Source organism: Marinobacterium ramblicola, from assembly GCF_019084545.1.
GTDB lineage: Bacteria > Pseudomonadota > Gammaproteobacteria > Pseudomonadales > Balneatricaceae > Marinobacterium_D > Marinobacterium_D ramblicola.
The window spans coordinates 112,430-128,966 of sequence record NZ_JAHREP010000006.1 but is presented as its reverse complement, the minus strand read 5'-3'; the positions used below and the strand labels follow the sequence as shown (position 1 = coordinate 128,966).

Annotated in this window: 14 protein-coding genes; 10 read left to right on the top strand and 4 right to left on the bottom strand. The window is 61.7% G+C overall.

The window, feature by feature from the left end; translation table 11 throughout:
• Positions 1–38: 38 nt before the first annotated feature.
• Positions 39–2,057: a methyl-accepting chemotaxis protein gene (locus KQ940_RS06285; protein ID WP_217412580.1), complete on the bottom strand. Its 2,019-nt coding sequence runs from the start codon at positions 2,055–2,057 to the stop codon at positions 39–41.
• A 213-nt stretch (positions 2,058–2,270) separates the two neighbouring features.
• Positions 2,271–3,206: a LysR family transcriptional regulator gene (locus tag KQ940_RS06280; protein ID WP_217412579.1), complete on the bottom strand. Its 936-nt coding sequence runs from the start codon at positions 3,204–3,206 to the stop codon at positions 2,271–2,273.
• 182 nt (positions 3,207–3,388) lie between these two features.
• Between KQ940_RS06280 and KQ940_RS06275 the strand changes: the two genes are divergently transcribed.
• The 4 genes from KQ940_RS06275 to yjfF all read left to right on the top strand — a co-directional run bounded on the left by KQ940_RS06275 (position 3,389) and on the right by yjfF (position 7,980).
• Positions 3,389–4,351 carry an ABC transporter substrate-binding protein gene (locus KQ940_RS06275; RefSeq protein ID WP_246589788.1) on the top strand — a complete coding sequence of 321 codons (963 nt, stop codon included), beginning with the start codon at positions 3,389–3,391 and terminating at the stop codon, positions 4,349–4,351.
• A gap of 101 nt (positions 4,352–4,452) precedes the next feature.
• Positions 4,453–5,958: a sugar ABC transporter ATP-binding protein gene (locus tag KQ940_RS06270; RefSeq protein ID WP_246589787.1), complete on the top strand. Its 1,506-nt coding sequence runs from the start codon at positions 4,453–4,455 to the stop codon at positions 5,956–5,958.
• The gene (locus KQ940_RS06265; protein ID WP_246589786.1) at positions 5,955–7,007 is read left to right on the top strand and encodes an ABC transporter permease; all 1,053 of its coding nucleotides are present in this window, start codon (positions 5,955–5,957) and stop codon (positions 7,005–7,007) included. The genes KQ940_RS06270 and KQ940_RS06265 overlap by 4 nt, the downstream gene beginning before the upstream one ends.
• Positions 6,997–7,980 carry a galactofuranose ABC transporter, permease protein YjfF gene (gene yjfF, locus KQ940_RS06260; RefSeq protein ID WP_217412578.1) on the top strand — a complete coding sequence of 328 codons (984 nt, stop codon included), beginning with the start codon at positions 6,997–6,999 and terminating at the stop codon, positions 7,978–7,980. The genes KQ940_RS06265 and yjfF overlap by 11 nt, the downstream gene beginning before the upstream one ends.
• Positions 7,981–8,152: 172 nt before the next feature.
• Here the strand turns inward: yjfF and KQ940_RS23190 are convergent, their stop codons facing one another.
• Positions 8,153–8,449, bottom strand: a complete 297-nt coding sequence (locus KQ940_RS23190; protein WP_217412577.1) for a type II toxin-antitoxin system RelE/ParE family toxin — start codon at positions 8,447–8,449, stop codon at positions 8,153–8,155.
• Positions 8,449–8,688, bottom strand: a complete 240-nt coding sequence (locus KQ940_RS06250; RefSeq protein WP_217412576.1) for a type II toxin-antitoxin system ParD family antitoxin — start codon at positions 8,686–8,688, stop codon at positions 8,449–8,451. Before KQ940_RS06250 ends, KQ940_RS23190 begins: the two co-directional genes overlap by 1 nt.
• A gap of 342 nt (positions 8,689–9,030) precedes the next feature.
• On the opposite strand from KQ940_RS06250, the gene chvE reads away from it, so the two are divergent.
• The 6 genes from chvE to araD all read left to right on the top strand — a co-directional run bounded on the left by chvE (position 9,031) and on the right by araD (position 16,528).
• On the top strand, positions 9,031–10,104 hold the full coding sequence (chvE, locus tag KQ940_RS06245; protein WP_217412575.1) for a multiple monosaccharide ABC transporter substrate-binding protein: 1,074 nt from the start codon (positions 9,031–9,033) through the stop codon (positions 10,102–10,104).
• 102 nt (positions 10,105–10,206) lie between these two features.
• Positions 10,207–11,730 carry a multiple monosaccharide ABC transporter ATP-binding protein gene (mmsA, locus tag KQ940_RS06240; protein ID WP_217412574.1) on the top strand — a complete coding sequence of 508 codons (1,524 nt, stop codon included), beginning with the start codon at positions 10,207–10,209 and terminating at the stop codon, positions 11,728–11,730.
• Positions 11,731–11,810: 80 nt separating this feature from the next.
• The gene (mmsB, locus tag KQ940_RS06235) at positions 11,811–13,025 is read left to right on the top strand and encodes a multiple monosaccharide ABC transporter permease (protein WP_217412573.1); all 1,215 of its coding nucleotides are present in this window, start codon (positions 11,811–11,813) and stop codon (positions 13,023–13,025) included.
• Positions 13,026–13,038: 13 nt separating this feature from the next.
• Positions 13,039–14,010, top strand: a complete 972-nt coding sequence (gene araD1, locus KQ940_RS06230; RefSeq protein ID WP_217412572.1) for an AraD1 family protein — start codon at positions 13,039–13,041, stop codon at positions 14,008–14,010.
• Positions 14,007–14,786, top strand: a complete 780-nt coding sequence (locus KQ940_RS06225) for an SDR family NAD(P)-dependent oxidoreductase (protein WP_217412571.1) — start codon at positions 14,007–14,009, stop codon at positions 14,784–14,786. Before araD1 ends, KQ940_RS06225 begins: the two co-directional genes overlap by 4 nt.
• Positions 14,783–16,528, top strand: a complete 1,746-nt coding sequence (gene araD / locus KQ940_RS06220; protein ID WP_217412570.1) for an L-arabinonate dehydratase — start codon at positions 14,783–14,785, stop codon at positions 16,526–16,528. The genes KQ940_RS06225 and araD overlap by 4 nt, the downstream gene beginning before the upstream one ends.
• Positions 16,529–16,537: the final 9 nt, after the last annotated feature.

The window sequence follows — 16,537 nt, the reverse complement described above, 5'->3', positions numbered from 1 at the left end:
CCCCGCACGAGCGGGGTTACTTCACCCTGGGTCGGTAGTCAGATCTTGAAGCGCGCCAATATGCCGCTCAGTGATTCCGACATCGCCTCCAGTTCCTTCGCGGAACCGGCCACCTGGCGGATCGAATCGTTGTTGATATCGGTCATCGAGGCGATGCGCTCCACGTTGCGGGCGACTTCGTTGCTGGCCTGGGCCTGTTGATTGAGCATGGTCGATATCTCCAGGAATACCTCGTTGACCCGTTCACCGCTCTGTTGGATCGCACGGATCGACTCGCCCGCTTCGGCGGACAGTGCTGCGCCCTGCGTGACCTGCTCAACTCCGGCGGCCATTACCTCGACTACCTCCTGAGTGCACTTCTGCATGCTCTCGATGGTGGCAGTGATCTCGCGTGCCGACTCGGTGGTGCGGCCGGCCAGTGTTCTGACCTCGTCAGCCACCACGGCAAATCCGCGACCCTGCTCGCCGGCACGGGCGGCTTCTATCGCCGCGTTCAGCGCCAGCAGGTTGGTCTGCTCTGCGATACCCTCGATCACCTCGAGGATACCGGAGATCTGGCTCGACAACGTACCCAGCTGGCCGATTCGGTCGGAAGCCGAACGCACGGTATCGGAGATATTGAGCATCTCTTCACTGGTTCTGTTGATCACCCTTGCGCCTGCGGCTGAGGTGTCGCTGGAGGAGTCGAACAACCCCTTTGCTTCCTGTGAGTGGTTGGCAAGACTATCGACACTGACGGTCAGTTCCTCGATCGTTGATGCGATCTGACTTGACGCGGTGCTCTGCTCGGCCGATCCGATGGCAACCTGCTCACTGGCGTTGGCCATGCCGACAGCCGCTTGGCTCAGATCCCGCGCCATCGAGGATATCTCGCGCAGCACCTCGCTCACGTTATGCTGCATCTTGTTGACGGCGCCCTGCAGCTGAGCCAGTTCGTCATCACCCTTGACCTCAAGTGGCTGTGAATAGTCGCCCTGGGCGATGCGATCGAGTGAATGGACGGTCTGCTCCAATGGCCGCGCGATCATCTGTTTTACGGCCAGCGCGATCAGCAGCGCTGCGATCAGAATCACGACAACAGTCGACAGCAGAATCTGCCACGCCAGCCAATCCTTGACCTCATGCAGCTCCGAGTTGGGCAGAGCGACAGCGACCACCCAGTCCAGCTCCGGTACCGTTGCGAACCAAGCCTGCCAGGTTTCTGTTTCCTGCATGCCCGGTCTTGCCCACTGGTAGCTCATCGAGCCGCTGCCCTGGGATAGCATCTGATCGATAAACGCGCCCCGGTCGTTGTGGCTGATGTTCTGGCCTTTCAGTGTCGGATGGATCAGGAACTGGCCTTGGCTGTCACCGGGTTTGGCATCGATGATGAACAACTGTCCTTGATTTCCTACACGCACCGATTCCAGTTCGCTCTTCAGTCCCTCAAGCGACTCTTCGAAACTGATACCGATATAGCGGATGCCGATCACCTTGCCGGCGTTATCTTTGATCGGCGTGTAGTTAGTGATGAACTGGCGCCCGAACAGGGTCACCTTGCCGGTGAACGCCTCGCCCTTCAGGTTGGGGGCGTAGGCCGGAGAATTATGATCGAGCAGGGTGCCCACGGCGCGGGAACCATCCTGCTTCTTGACCGAGGTGACCACACGCACGAAGTCGTCACCTCGACGAACGAAGATGGTGGCGTTACCGCCTGTCGCCTTGGCAAAGCGATCGACCTGCGTGTAGTCGCCTGCAATGGCCTGACCTTCGCTCAGGATCGACGGTACCTGCTGACCTGCTACGTCGACCTTTTGAGCTGTGTCGAGCGAGAAATCGCCGGGAAACAGCTCTCCGAATACCGCTGAGAGCGCATTTGCCGACAGATGCAGCTGATTGTCGTAGGCGTGGATGGTGCTGCCGATTGTATCGATGCGGTTTTCCATATCCGCCAGTGCCACATCGACCGAGCGGCTGCCAATCTGTTGAGTGACAAACCATCCACTGATGGAAAATACCAGTGCTATGGCCGCGGAGACGACGAGCACCAGGCGAGTGGCTACCGATTTTCTAAGCATAAACCTGTCCTTGTTTTTACTACTGTTTTTCTACTTGTGCAGTCGCGCGTCCAGGCGGATGCCCATTGCGAACATCGGAATCTATTTACGACGTATTCGTATTCCAAGCAAGTAAATTAAAGAAAATCCGATCTTTTGCTTGAAAATATCCTCTTCTCAACGGGTTTTTGTAAGAAAAGTCCTACGACGGGGTTGGGATGTCGGGTTGAGCGGCTAGGTACTTCGCTTCAACTCCTCCGCCACTAGCGATCTGAGCCGGGCGGCCACCGGCGACAGTTGTCGCCCCTTCATCTGCAGCAGGTAGTAGGGCGACATCTGGATTGGCTCGCGCAGCGGCAGCACCTTCAGCCGCGCGCCGACCTGACGGCCGATCAGCAGATCGGTAACTTCGCTGGCCAGCGGGGCGATGGCCGACGAGGAGACCAGGATCGAGATCATCACCAGCAGCGAGGTGGAGTTGATGATGTTGTCGGGCGGCTGGATGCCGGCGACCAGGCAGGCGTTGTTGATCGCATCGCGCATCGGCACCCGGTGGCTCTGGATCACCCACTCATAGGCGGTCAGCTCCTTGAGCGACACCTCCTGGGCGTTGGCCAGCGGGTGGTCTTCCCGCACCACCAGGCGTACATCCTCCGACTTGGCCGGGTGAACCTCAAACTCGTTGGCATCGACACCCGGGATGATGCGGGCGAGAACGAAGTCGTTCTTGCCTGCAGCCAGATCGCGCAGCAACAGGTCGCTGGTATCCACGTTGACGTGGATATCGGCCTTGGGTGACACCGCTTTGAGCTGACGCACGGCCGGAATTACGTAACCCACGGCCGCGCCGGTGACGGCGCCGACCGTGGCGGCACCGCCTTCGCCTCGTTGCAGCTCATCCACATCGCGGGCCAGGTCGCGCAGCTCCACCAGCATGTTGTGTGCGCGCTGGGCTACCGAGCGGCCGATCAGCGTCGCTTCCATCCCCTTGGCGTGGCGTTCGAACAGCTTGGCGCCGATGGTCTGCTCGATATCGGCGAGCATGCGCGAGGCGGCGGGCTGAGTGACCGCCAGTTCATCGGCGGCGATGCTCAGCTGGCCATACTCCGCGATGGCGGAGATCAGGCGCAGCTGATTGATTTTCAGGTGTTTGGAAAGGTCGATTTTCATGACTGCAGGATTATACCGATAATGGTATGTAGTCAATCATTTTTTCTATTTGCTTGTTATAAAGCAGGCGCCTAGTTTGTTGGTGGGCCATCCGGCTCTCTGGGTTGAAACACAAAAATAAAAACGGAGCTGATATCCGGCGGTAACAGGCTGGTGTCGAATCCGTGACCAAGGAGATGTGTATGAGTTACTCAATGAAGCACCTTAAAACACGGGTCTGTTCCACTCTGGCAATGGCCGTCGCTCTGGGGCTGTCGGCTTCGGCACAGGCGGAGTTGTTGATCGGGTTTTCCCAGATCGGCTCCGAGAGCGGCTGGCGCACCTCCGAAACCGCATCGATCAAGGCGGAAGCGGAACGCCGTGGCATCGATCTGAAGTTCTCCGATGCACAGCAGAAGCAGGAGAACCAGATCAAGGCGGTACGTTCGTTCATCGCTCAAGGAGTGGATGGCATCCTGCTGGCGCCGGTAGTGGAAACCGGCTGGGACCAGGTACTCAAGGAAGCGCAAAAAGCGGGGATCCCGGTCGTGCTGATCGACCGCGGGGTCGATGCCGATGAATCCCTCTATCTGACCAAGGTGGCGTCCGACTTCGTGCAGGAGGGCGCACTGGCCGCGGCCTGGCTGGCGGCGGAAACCAACGGTGTCTGCGATGTGGTGGAGCTGCAGGGTACAGTCGGCTCCTCCGCCGCCAACGACCGCAAGGAGGGGTTCGAGAGTGTCATCGGCAACTTCCCCGGCCTGAAGATCACCCGTTCACAGTCGGGCAACTTCACCCGCTCCGGCGGCAAGGAGGTGATGGAGAGTTTCCTGAAGGCCGAGAACGGCGGCAAGGGTATCTGTGCGGTCTACGCGCATAACGATGACATGGCGCTCGGCGCGGTGCAGGCGATCAAGGAGGCGGGTCTGAATCCGGGCGAGGATATTCTGGTGGTATCGATCGATGCCGTGCCCGATATCTTCAAGGCGATGGCCGAGGGCGACACCAACGCCACCATCGAACTGAATCCGCATCTGGGCGGACCGGCGTTCGATGCCATCAATACCGCCAAGAGTGGGGGCGAGGTGCCGAAGTGGATCAAGGCCAACGGTCCGCTCTATCTGCCGGATACCGCTGCCGAGGAGTACAAGAAGCGCAGCAGCTGATCTGTCGGGGCCCGTTCAGGCGGGTCTCCGATTCCGCGCGGCGGGCGTTTTGAAGGGGGTGTCCGCCGCACTCCGGTCATGGCGGCAGATAGAGGTAACAGATGGCGGATATGACGCAGCCCGTGCTGTCGGTGCGTGGCGTGGGGAAGACCTTCCCCGGCGTGAAGGCGCTGCAGGGTGTCGATTTCGATCTCGCCCCCGGTGAGATCCATGCGCTGCTGGGCGAGAACGGTGCCGGCAAGTCCACACTGATCAAGGTGATCACCGGCGTTCACCCTCGTGATGAGGGAGAGGTGCTGCTCGAGGGCAGGGTGATAGCGCCTGAGCACCCCGGAGAGGCCCAGTCGCTCGGCATCTCCACCGTGTTTCAGGAGGTGAACCTGATTCCGACCCTGTCGGTGGCGGAAAACCTGATGCTGGAGCGACAGGTTCGCCGCGGCGGGCTGATCGCCTGGAAACAAACAGCCGTGCAGGCGAGGGAGGCGCTGAAGACGTTGGGGCTCGATATCGATGTCAATCGGGCGTTGGGCGCCTACTCGGTTGCGGTGCAACAACTGGTTGCCATCGCCCGCGCCGTGTCGCTGGACGCGCGAGTGCTGATTCTCGACGAACCCACCGCCAGTCTGGACAGCGACGAGATCCAGACGCTGTTCCGCATCATGCGAGAGCTGAAGGCGAAGGGATTGGGCATCATCTTCGTTACCCATTTTCTTGACCAGGTCTATGCCGTGACTGACCGCATCACCGTGCTGCGTAACGGCCGACGGGTCGGCACCTTCGTTACCGCCGAGCTGGATCGGGTCGATCTGATCAACCAGATGCTGGGGCGGGAGCTGGCCGAGGTCAGCGCCCACCGTCATCGCGATGGCGAGCAATATAGAGGTCTGACGCACCGGATTCAGGTCGAGGGATTGGGCAGGAAGCGGATGCTGAACCCGGTCTCGCTTGACCTCTCCGGCGGTGAGATCCTGGGGCTGGCCGGGCTGTTGGGGTCGGGTCGGACCGAGCTGTCGGAGTTGATCTTCGGCGTGCACAAGGCCGATAGCGGGCGGGTGCTGCTCGATGGCGAGCCGGTCTCGCTGCGTTCGCCCCGGCATGCGATTCGGGCCGGGGTCGGGCTCTGTCCGGAGGACCGCAAGCAGGATGGCATCGTCGCCGAACTAAGCGTGCGCGAGAACATCATGCTGGCGCTGCAGGGGCGTCGCGGCTGGCTGCGACCGATTCCGCGCGGCGAGCAGCAGGCGCTGGCCGAGGATATGATCGCCGCGCTGGGGATCGCCACGCCGGACAGCGAAAAGCCGGTTGGCCAACTGAGCGGCGGTAACCAGCAGAAGGTGGTGCTGGCGCGTTGGCTGGTGTCGAAGCCGGTATTCCTGCTGCTCGACGAGCCCACCCGCGGCATCGATGTGGGTGCCCACGCCGACATTATTCAACTGATCAAGACGTTGTGCAGCGAGGGGCTGGCGCTGCTGGTCGCCTCGTCGGAGCTGGAGGAGATCGTGGCGTTCGCCGACCGGGTGGCGGTGATGCGCGATCGGGAGAAGGTGTCCGAGCTGAGCGGCGACGAGATCACCCAGAACAACATCATTGAGGCGATAGCGCAATGACCAGCCTACATACGCAATCCGGGGCGTCGGCTCAGCGCCGTATCGGCCTGCCCAGGGCGCTGATGCAGCGGCAGTGGTTCGCGCCGCTCGGCGCACTGCTGCTGATTATTATCTGCATGGGCCTGGTGTCGCCCGGTTTTCTCTCCATTCGTGTCGTCGACGGCCATCTCTACGGATCGCTGATCGACGTGATCCATCGCGGTTCGTCCGCGGCGCTGGTGGCGGTCGGTATGGCGATCGTGATCGGCACGCGCGGTATCGACCTGTCGGTAGGCTCGGTGATCGCGATCTCCGGCGCCGTCATGGCGGTACTGATCAGCGAGACCGATCTGCCGCCCTGGCTGATCATCCTGGCCGCGGTCGGCAGCGGTGTGCTGTGCGGGCTGTGGAACGGCGTGCTGGTGGCCTATCTGGAGATTCAGCCGATCATCTCCACGCTGATCCTGATGGTGGCCGGTCGCGGCATCGCACAGATGATCACCGGCGGCCAGATCGTCACCTTCCACGGCGAGTTCTTCGAGGCGATCGGCAGCGGCTATCTGCTCGGCATCCCCTGGCGGGTGTTGATCGCTGCGGCGGTGATACTGCTGCTCTGGCTGACGATGCGCAAGACCGCGCTGGGGTTGTTCGTCGAAGCGGTCGGCGGCAACGCCCGTGCCAGTCGTCTGGCCGGGATCGACTCCCGCGGCATCACTCTGCTGGCCTATGTCATCTCCGGCGTATGTTCGGCCGTGGCGGGCATCATCATCGCCGCCGATATCCGCGGCGCGGATGCCAACAACGCCGGGCTATGGCTCGAACTCGACGCGATCCTGGCGGTGGTGCTCGGCGGCGCGGCGCTGATGGGCGGGCGCTTCTATCTCGGGGCGACGGTGATCGGCGTACTGATCATCCAGTCGCTGACCACGGGGATCCTGCTATCCGGCCTGCCGAGCCAGTACACACTGGTGGTCAAGGCAGGCGTGGTGCTGCTGGTGCTGCTGATGCAGGCGCCCGGGTTCCGGCGGTCAATGGCAGCGGTACTGCGCAGGAGGCAGCATGAAGATTAACGAGCGTTTCTATCCCATTCTCGCCACCGTATCGGTCCTGGCGCTGCTGTATGGCTACGGCATTTACGAGCACCGCGCCTTCAGCGATAGCTATGTGCTCGGCAACCTGCTGACGGATAACGCCTTTCTGATCATCACCGCGGTGGGGATGACCTTCGTCATCCTCTCCGGCGGTATCGACCTGTCGGTGGGCTCGATGATCGCCTTTGTCGGCGTACTGATCGCGGAGCTGGTCACCGGCTTCGGCTTTCATCCGCTGGCGGCGGTTGCAGTCGCGCTGGCGATCGGCACCGCCTTCGGCGCCTTCATGGGGCTGATCGTGGCGAAGTTCGATATCCAGCCCTTTATCGTCACCCTGGCTGGCATGTTCTTCCTGCGCGGCATCTGCTTCGTCATCAACCTGGACTCGGTGCCGATCGATCATCCGTTCGTCAGTGCCGTCGGTGACTTCAAGCTGCCGCTGCCGGGACGCGGCTGGCTGAGCGCCTCGGCGCTGCTGATGCTGGCGACGGTAATGGTCGGCATCCTGATTGCTCACTACACCCGCTTCGGTCGCAACGTCTACGCCATCGGCGGCGACCGTCACTCGGCACAGCTGCTCGGCATCCCGGTGGAATATACGCTGATCCGTGTTTATGCGCTGTCCGGCTTCTTCAGTGCGCTGGCCGGCGTGGTGTTTGCCTTCTACACCGCCTCGGCCTATCCGCTGGCGGCCACCGGCGTGGAGTTGGATGCGATAGCGGCGGTGGTGATCGGCGGCACGCTGCTGACCGGCGGCATGGGCTTTATCGCCGGCACCTTCTTCGGCGGCATGATCATGGGCGTGATCCAGATCCTGATCGCGTTCGACGGCTCGCTGAACAGCTGGTGGACCAAGATCATGATCGGGGCGCTGCTGTTCGGTTTCATTGTGCTGCAGCGGGTGATCACGCGGTCGTTTTCGGGGATGCGTGCTGAGGTTCAGACTGCTTGAGCTGATGCAATCTGCTTCATGCCGGCCCGGATGTTTGATGAAGTATCCAGGCCGGCATGAGGTCGGAGACGAAGCGAGTCACCCGCCGTATGCTATTAGACATAGGGGAGGCGGAAAAGATATCGAAGAGCTGAGTCTGGTTTAAGCGAATTCTTGGGCTCGGCGTTATGCCCTAAAGCAGGTGCCCCTCAGGCAGCATGCGTTTATGCAGGATACGGATGATTTCAACGACGCCCTCGTCGGATTGCCGATAAAAAATGATGTGGCTTCCCTGAGGGTACAGTCGGTAGTCCGGGCTAATCTCATCGCAGCATTGCCCAATGCTCGGATTTTCACCCAGAAGGTGAAAGCAGTGGTCGAACTGAAAAATGTAGTGGTTTCGTTTATTTCGACCCCATTCACGCTCCGTGTATCGTGCAGTGGATTTGAGGTCAGCTTTGGCCTTCCTGGAAAGCTTGAAATTTGGCATCAGCGCCCTTCGTTATCCAGTTCACGAATGAACGAGTCATAGGAGTAGTCTTCGAAACCACTTTCCTCGCCTTCCTTGAGCTGTTTGCGAAGTGTTGTCAGGCGGGTTTCAGACTCTTCAAGCAGACGTAATGCTGCACGAACGACCTCACTGGTTGAGCTGTATCGGCCACTTTTGAGCTGTTCTGCAATGAATGCATCAAAGTGTTGGCCCAGAGTGATGCTGGTGTTCTTCTGCATGATGCCACCTCACTAGTACCAATAATTGGTATATTTTGGTCCGGTCGGCATAACAATGCAATTCACGCGACAATGTACTTCCCTCCAATGAGACGCCATGTCACCGCTCTGCGACGGCGCTTCACACAACGAGAGGCGCGCCACTCCCATTGGTATACCATTTTTGATATGTCGAATATCTCAGTTTTCATTTGATCGCTATGCTCTTCGGGCGCATTCTGGTTTCGATCCTTGAGACCCTGCACTCAAGGCCGGTTCAGTTTCTGAATAAAAATAACAGCGGAATCCGCACGCCGGCTCGGATGGCCCGGTCGGTGGCGATACCGCGACAGGGAGAAACCGATGAAGAGCATCAAAAAGATTGTCGCCACACTGGCGTTGGGCTCCACCTTTCTGACCGCGAGCGCAGCCGTTTCTGCCGCGAGCGGTTATGTCGGTATCGCGATGCCGACCAACTCCTCCTCACGTTGGATCTCGGACGGCCACTCCATGGTCGAGCAGTTCGAGAAGGCCGGATACAAGACCGATCTGCAGTACGCTGAGGATGATATCCCGACCCAGCTGGCGCAGGTCGAGAACATGATCGTGAAGGGAGTCGATGTGCTGGTGATCGCCGCGATCGACGGCACAACGCTGTCCAACGCGCTGGAGAACGCCAACGCCGCCGGCATCAAGGTGATCGCCTATGACCGCCTGATCCGCGACAGCAAGTATGTCGACTACTACGCCACCTTTGATAACTTCAAGGTTGGCGTGCAGCAGGCGACCTCTCTGGTCAACGGTCTGAAGTCCCGCTTCCAGCCGCCCTACAATGTCGAACTGTTCGGCGGCTCGCCGGACGATAACAACGCCTATTTCTTCTACAACGGTGCCATGTCGGTGCTGCAGCCGCTGATCGATTCCGGCGATATCAATATCGTCTCCGGTCAGATGGGCATGGACAAGGTCGGTACTCTGCGCTGGGACGGTGCACTCGCCCAGGCGCGCATGGATAACCTGCTCTCTGCGCACTACACCGACAAGCGTATTCAGGGCGTGCTCTCTCCGTATGACGGGCTCTCCATCGGTATCCTCTCGTCGCTGAAAGGGGTCGGTTACGGCTCTTCCGATATGCCGATGCCGATCGTCACCGGTCAGGACGCCGAACTGCCCTCCGTGAAATCGATCCTCGCCGGTGAGCAGTACTCCACCGTATTCAAGGATACCCGTGAACTGGCCGGTGTTGCGGTCGGCATGGTCGAAGCGCTGCTGAAGGGCTCCGAGCCGGAGATCAACGACACCTCCACCTACGACAACGGCGTCAAGGTGGTGCCCTCCTACCTGCTTGAGCCGGTCCCGGTGGATTCCTCCAACTGGCAGTCGGTGGTGGTCGACAGCGGCTACTACACGCTGAAACAGGTCAAGAACACTCAGTAACCGATCCAGTAGCGGGCCCGCCTGGGCGGGCCATCCATGTACAGGATGTACGGTATGCCGCGAGCGCATGGAGGCGCTGGAGCGGCCAAGCGGACGAATTCCATGCACGATACCATTCTGGAGATGCGCGGCATCACCAAGACCTTCCCAGGCGTGAAGGCGTTGGACAATGTGAGCCTCAAGGTGAGGCGAGGCGAGATTCACGCCCTGTGCGGCGAAAACGGTGCCGGCAAGTCGACGCTGATGAAGGTGCTCAGCGGAGTTTATCCCCACGGCAGTTACGACGGCGAGATCCGCTTCGAGGATCGGCCGATGGCGTTCGGCGGCATCGTCGACAGCGAGCGGGAGGGGATCATCATCATCCATCAGGAGCTGGCGCTGGTGCCGCTGCTGTCGATCGCCGAGAACATCTTTCTTGGCAACGAAATGGCGGAGAAGGGGGTGGTCGACTGGCCCGCCACCTACTCGCGCACCGGCGAGTTGCTGAAGAGGGTAGGGTTGAGCGAACACCCCTCAACGTTGATCGAGAAGCTCGGCGTTGGCAAACAGCAACTGGTCGAGATCGCCAAGGCGCTGTCGAAGGAGGTGAAGTTGCTGATCCTCGACGAGCCGACCGCGGCGCTGCAGGAGAACGACAGTGCCAAGCTGCTTGATCTGCTGCTGGAGTTCAAGGCGCAGGGGATCTCGTCGATCCTGATCTCGCACAAACTGAATGAGGTCAGCCGGGTTGCCGACAGTATCACGGTGATCCGTGACGGCACCTCGGTCTCCACGCTGGATTGCCATACTCAGGCGATCAGCGAGGCCGACATCATACGCGACATGGTGGGCCGTGACATGGCGCACCGATATCCGCAACGCACGCCGAACATAGGGGAAACCCTGCTCGAGGTGTCGGACTGGAACGTCTGGCATCCGGAGTCGTCCGAGCGCCAGGTGATACGCAATATCAGCCTGAAAGTGGCCGCCGGCGAGGTGGTGGGGATCGCCGGGCTGATGGGCTCGGGCCGCACCGAACTGGCGATGAGCCTGTTCGGGCGCAGCTACGGCCGCAATATATCCGGCACCGTGCGGCTGCGGGGGCGGGAGGTCGATCTGTCGACGGTGAAAAAGTCAGTCGACAGCGGCATCGCCTACGTCACCGAGGATCGCAAGGAGCTGGGCCTGATCCTGGACGAGACGATTCTCAGAAACACCACCCTGGCTAATCTTGGCGGCATATCGGAGCACGGCGTCATCGACGATACCCAGGAGCGGCGGGTGGCCGAGGAGTATCGCCAGGCACTCAACATACGCACGCCAAGCGTGTTCCAGAAGGTGGTGAACCTCTCGGGCGGCAACCAGCAGAAGGTGGTACTGAGCAAGTGGCTCTACGCCCAACCCGAAGTGCTGATTCTGGACGAGCCGACGCGGGGGATCGATGTCGGCGCCAAGTTCGAGATCTACAGCATCATCAATCGACTCGCCGACGAGGGCAAGGGGGTGATCATGATCTCCTCCGAGATGCCCGAACTGCTCGGCATGTGCGACCGTATCTATGTGATGAACGAAGGCACCTTTGCCGGGGAGTTGGCTGGCCACGAAGCCAGCCAGGAGAAGATCATGGCGATGATCGTCAACGCCTGAATTATGTACAGGATGTACGGTATGCCGCGGGCGCATGGATGCGCAGGAGCGGCGATTAGTTATGCGCGGAGACAATAACAATGCAACAAGCGAAAACCTCCATCGAAGCCCAGACCGACGAGCAGCCGACCGGGCCGTCGATCAAATCCTACCTGTCCGGCCATCTGCGCGAGTACGGCATGCTGGCGGCTCTGGTCGTGATCATGCTGCTGTTCCAGGTGCTGACCGACGGCACGCTGATGCGGCCGGTCAACCTGACCAACCTGTTCCTGCAGAACAGCTACATCATCATCATGGCGATCGGCATGCTGCTGGTGATCGTTGCCGGGCATATCGATCTGTCGGTGGGCTCGGTGGTGGGCTTTATCGGCGCGCTGGCGGCGGTGATGATGGTGAACTGGCATATGTCGCCGTGGCTGGTGGTGCCGCTGTGCCTGATCTGCGGCCTGTTGATCGGCGCCGCTCAAGGCTACTGGGTGGCCTACTGGAAGATACCCTCGTTCATCGTCACTCTGGCCGGGATGCTGGTGTTCCGCGGCCTGACCCTGGCGCTGCTGGAGGGACAGTCGGTCGGACCCTTCCCGGACGGTTTCCAGTTGCTGAGCACCGGCTTCGTGCCCGACTTGTTCAGCGACGAGCGCCCCAACATCACCGCCACCCTGCTCGGCGTGCTCGCGGCCAGTGCCATCGTGCTGCTGGCGGCTCGCTCCCGCGCCCGCTCGCTACGCTTCGGTATCGACGACGAACCCTTTGCCTTCTTTGTCGTCAAGAACGCTCTGGTGGCGGGCGCGATCATCTATATCGCCTACCTGCTGTCGACCTACCGCGGCCTGCCCAATGTGTTGATCACCATGGCGGTGCTGATCGCGGTCTACACCTTCCTGACCAACAAGAGCACCATCGGCCGCCGTATCTATGCGCTCGGCGGCAACGAGAAGGCGGCCAAGCTCTCCGGCATCAACACCGAACGACTGACCTTCCTGACCTTCGCCAACATGGGGATGCTGGCGGCACTGGCCGGGTTGATCTTCGCCGCGCGCCTGAACACGGCGACGCCGAAGGCGGGTTTCGCGTTCGAGCTCGACGTGATCGCAGCGGTGTTCATCGGCGGTGCGTCCATGTCCGGCGGTGTCGGCAAGGTGATAGGTGCCGTGGTCGGCGCCCTGATCATGGGGGTGATGAACAACGGCATGTCGATCCTCGGTATCGGCATCGACTGGCAGCAGGTGATCAAGGGCCTGGTGCTGCTCGCCGCCGTGATCTTCGATGTCTACAACAAGACCAAGCAACGCTGAAGGGGGCGTAGTCATGTATCTTTCCCAGCTCAAGAGCGGTGGTGTCATCTGGCGCGAAGGCGAGCAGGCACGGATGGTTCGTGGTGTGAGCAGCAGCTATGAACTGGCGCTGCGGGCGATAGGTCAAGGCCTGAGTCTGGCCGATACCGTGGCGCGGCTGGGCTTCGGCGAGACGGTGGATCTGCCGGCGCTGGCCGCTGACGCACGGCTGGACTGCCCGGTGCGTCATCCGGACCCCGCGCATATGTTTCTGACCGGTACCGGCCTGACCCACCTCGGCTCCGCCTCCGCCCGCGATGCGATGCACAGCGCCGGCGACATGGAGGGGCTGACCGACTCGATGAAGATGTTCCGCATGGGGCTCGAGGGCGGCAAGCCCGGCCCCGGCGAGCGCGGCGTACAGCCGGAGTGGTTCTACAAGGGCACCGGCGTTGCCGCCGTGCCGCCGGGTGATGCGCTGGTGTCGCCCGAGTTTGCGCTGGATGGCAGCGAGGAGCCGGAGATCGCCGGTGTCTACCTGATTGGCGCCGAGGGCACGCCGTTCCGTCTCGGCTTTGCGCTTGCCAACGAGTTCTCCGATCACGTCACCGAGCGGATCAACTACCTCTATCTGGCCCACTCCAAGCTGCGCCCGGCGTCGTTCGGGCCGGAGCTGCTGGTCGGCGAACTGCCGTGCGATATCAGGGGTAGCTCGCGCATTCTGCGCAGCGGCGAGGTGATCTGGCAGAAGCCGTTCCTCTCCGGCGAGGAGAACATGTCCCACACCATCACCAACCTGGAGTATCACCACTTCAAATACGCGCTGTTCCGCGAGCCCGGCGATCTGCACGTGCATATGTTCGGCACCGCCACGCTGTCGTTCGCTGACGGGGTGCGGGTCGAACAGGGCGACATCCTCGAGATCGACGCCCCGCAACTGGGTCTTGCGCTGCGCAACCCGGTGGCGCGGGACAACGCATACAACCTGGAGGTAACGCCGTTATGAGCAACAGAGCTGCCGAACTCAAGGCGATCTATCCCGATCTGGAGGGGCGCTCGGTGCTGATCTCCGGCGGTGCCACCGGTATCGGCCAGTCGCTGGTCGAGAGCTTTGCCCGTCAGGGCGCGCGTACCGCCTTCGTCGATATCGATAGCGAGGCGGGTCGGGCGCTCGAGGCCAGGCTCAATGCCGATGGATATCAAACACTGTTCCGTCCCTGCGATATCACCGAACTGAGCGGCTATCAGAGCACCATTCACGAGATCGCCGATCGCCAGGGGCCTATTACCGTGCTGATCAACAACGCTGCCAACGATGTACGTCACGCGCTGGAGGAGATCAGCTACGAGCGTTTCGATGAACTGATCGGCGTCAACCTAAAGCACCAGATGTTCGCCGCCCAGGCGGTGGTGCCGATGATGCGCAAGGCCGGGCGGGGCTCGATCGTCAACTTCGGTTCGGTGGGCTGGATGATGGCGGCGCCCGGCTACCCGGTCTATGCCGCGAGCAAGGCCGCGGTGCACGGCATGACCCGCGGTCTGGCGCGGGATCTCGGCGGTGACGCCATCCGCGTCAATACCCTGGTGCCGGGCTGGGTGATGACCGATAAGCAACTCAAGCTCTGGGTCGACGACAAGGCCCGCGAACTGATCAAGCGCAGCCAGTGCCTGCAGGGACCGCTGTTGCCGGAGCATATCGCGCAGATGGCACTGTTCCTGGCATCCGACGCTTCGGCCATGTGCACGGCGCAGAATTTCATTGTCGATGGAGGCTGGGTATGAGCGAGTTCACACCCGCGAAATGGCCGCGCAAACTGCGGTCGCAGGAGTGGTTCGGCGGCACCAGCCGCGACCATATCTACCACCGCAGCTGGATGAAGAACCAGGGGCTGCCGGCGGACCTGTTCGACGGTCGGCCGGTGATCGGTATCTGCAACACCTGGTCGCAACTGACACCGTGCAACGCGCACCTGCGCGATCTGGCGGAACGGGTGGCCCACGGTATCTACGAGGCCGGTGGCCTGCCGCTGGAGTTCCCGGTTTTTTCAGCGGGTGAGAGTTCGCTGCGTCCCACCGCCATGATGTATCGCAATATGGCGGCGATGGATGTGGAGGAGGCGCTGCGCGCCAACCCGCTGGATGGCGTGGTTCTGCTGGCCGGTTGCGACAAGACCACCCCGGCGCTGCTGATGGGCGCCTGCAGCACCAATATCCCCGCCATCGTCGTCTCCGGCGGGCCGATGCTCAACGGCTGGTTCCGCGGCGAGCGGGTCGGCTCCGGCACCGCGCTCTGGCAGATGTCGGAGGATATCAAGGCGGGCAAGATGAGCACCGAGGACTTCCTCGAAGCGGAACAGGCGATGTCGCGCTCGCCCGGCAGCTGCAACACCATGGGCACCGCCAGCACCATGGCCAGTATGGCCGAGGCGCTGGGCATGGCGCTCTCCGGCAACGCCGCCATCCCGGCGGTGGACAGCCGCCGTCGTGTGATGGCGCACCTGTCGGGGCGGCGGATCGTGCAGATGGTCAAGGATGATCTCAAGCCCTCCGATATCCTCACCCGCGAGGCATTTGAGAACGCGATCCGCGTCAACGGTGCCATCGGCGGATCTACCAACGCGGTGATCCACCTGCTGGCGATCGCCGGGCGAGTCGGCGTCGACCTGACGCTGGACGACTGGGATCGCCTCGGCCGCGAGATCCCCACCATCGTCAACCTGATGCCCTCCGGCAAGTACCTGATGGAGGAGTTCTTCTACGCCGGTGGCCTGCCGGTGGTGATCAAGATGCTGGGCGAGGGAGGTCGGCTGCACAAGCAGGCGCTGACCGTCTCCGGCGGCGCGATCTGGGACGAGGTGAAGGAGGTGCGCAACTGGAACGAGGATGTGATCCGCCCGGTGGACAAGGCGCTGACCGCCAGCGGAGGCATCGTGGTGCTGCGGGGCAATCTGGCGCCGGGTGGCGCGGTGCTTAAACCTTCCGCGGCAACGCCTGAACTGCTGCAGCATCGCGGCCGCGCTGTGGTGTTCGAGGATATCGACGACTACAAGGCGCGGATCAACGACGAAGCGCTGGATGTGGACGAAACCTGCATCCTGGTGATGAAAAACTGCGGGCCCAAGGGGTACCCCGGCATGGCCGAGGTGGGCAACATGGGGTTGCCGCCGAAGGTGCTGCGCAAGGGGATCACCGACATGGTGCGTATCTCCGATGCCCGCATGTCCGGCACTGCCTATGGCACCGTGGTGCTGCACACCACGCCGGAGGCCGCCGCCGGTGGACCGTTGGCGGTGGTGCGCAACGGTGACTTCATCGAACTGGACGTGGCCAACCGCCGCCTGCATCTGGATATCTCCGACGAAGAGCTCGCGGCCCGGCTGGCGGATTGGCAGTCGCCGGTCAAGGCGCCGGAAAGCGGCTACGCCAAACTTTTTTTCGATCATGTACAGGGCGCCGACACCGGGGCCGACTTCGACTTCCTGCGCGGCTGCCGGGGGGCACCGGTGCCGCGGGACAGCCACTGAATTTCACGA

Bases quoted from the DNA above. Each gene is read 5' to 3' on its own strand.
- KQ940_RS06265 (WP_246589786.1), top strand. From the start codon at position 5,955: ATGACCAGCCTACATACGCAATCCGGGGCGTCGGCTCAGCGCCGTATC.
- araD (WP_217412570.1), top strand. From the start codon at position 14,783: ATGAGCGAGTTCACACCCGCGAAATGGCCGCGCAAACTGCGGTCGCAG.
- KQ940_RS06280 (WP_217412579.1), bottom strand. From the start codon at position 3,206: ATGAAAATCGACCTTTCCAAACACCTGAAAATCAATCAGCTGCGCCTG.
- KQ940_RS06285 (WP_217412580.1), bottom strand. From the start codon at position 2,057: ATGCTTAGAAAATCGGTAGCCACTCGCCTGGTGCTCGTCGTCTCCGCG.
- mmsA (WP_217412574.1), top strand. From the start codon at position 10,207: ATGCACGATACCATTCTGGAGATGCGCGGCATCACCAAGACCTTCCCA.
- KQ940_RS06270 (WP_246589787.1), top strand. From the start codon at position 4,453: ATGGCGGATATGACGCAGCCCGTGCTGTCGGTGCGTGGCGTGGGGAAG.
- KQ940_RS23190 (WP_217412577.1), bottom strand. From the start codon at position 8,449: ATGCCAAATTTCAAGCTTTCCAGGAAGGCCAAAGCTGACCTCAAATCC.
- KQ940_RS06250 (WP_217412576.1), bottom strand. From the start codon at position 8,688: ATGCAGAAGAACACCAGCATCACTCTGGGCCAACACTTTGATGCATTC.
- chvE (WP_217412575.1), top strand. From the start codon at position 9,031: ATGAAGAGCATCAAAAAGATTGTCGCCACACTGGCGTTGGGCTCCACC.
- KQ940_RS06275 (WP_246589788.1), top strand. From the start codon at position 3,389: ATGAGTTACTCAATGAAGCACCTTAAAACACGGGTCTGTTCCACTCTG.
- araD1 (WP_217412572.1), top strand. From the start codon at position 13,039: ATGTATCTTTCCCAGCTCAAGAGCGGTGGTGTCATCTGGCGCGAAGGC.
- mmsB (WP_217412573.1), top strand. From the start codon at position 11,811: ATGCAACAAGCGAAAACCTCCATCGAAGCCCAGACCGACGAGCAGCCG.
- yjfF (WP_217412578.1), top strand. From the start codon at position 6,997: ATGAAGATTAACGAGCGTTTCTATCCCATTCTCGCCACCGTATCGGTC.
- KQ940_RS06225 (WP_217412571.1), top strand. From the start codon at position 14,007: ATGAGCAACAGAGCTGCCGAACTCAAGGCGATCTATCCCGATCTGGAG.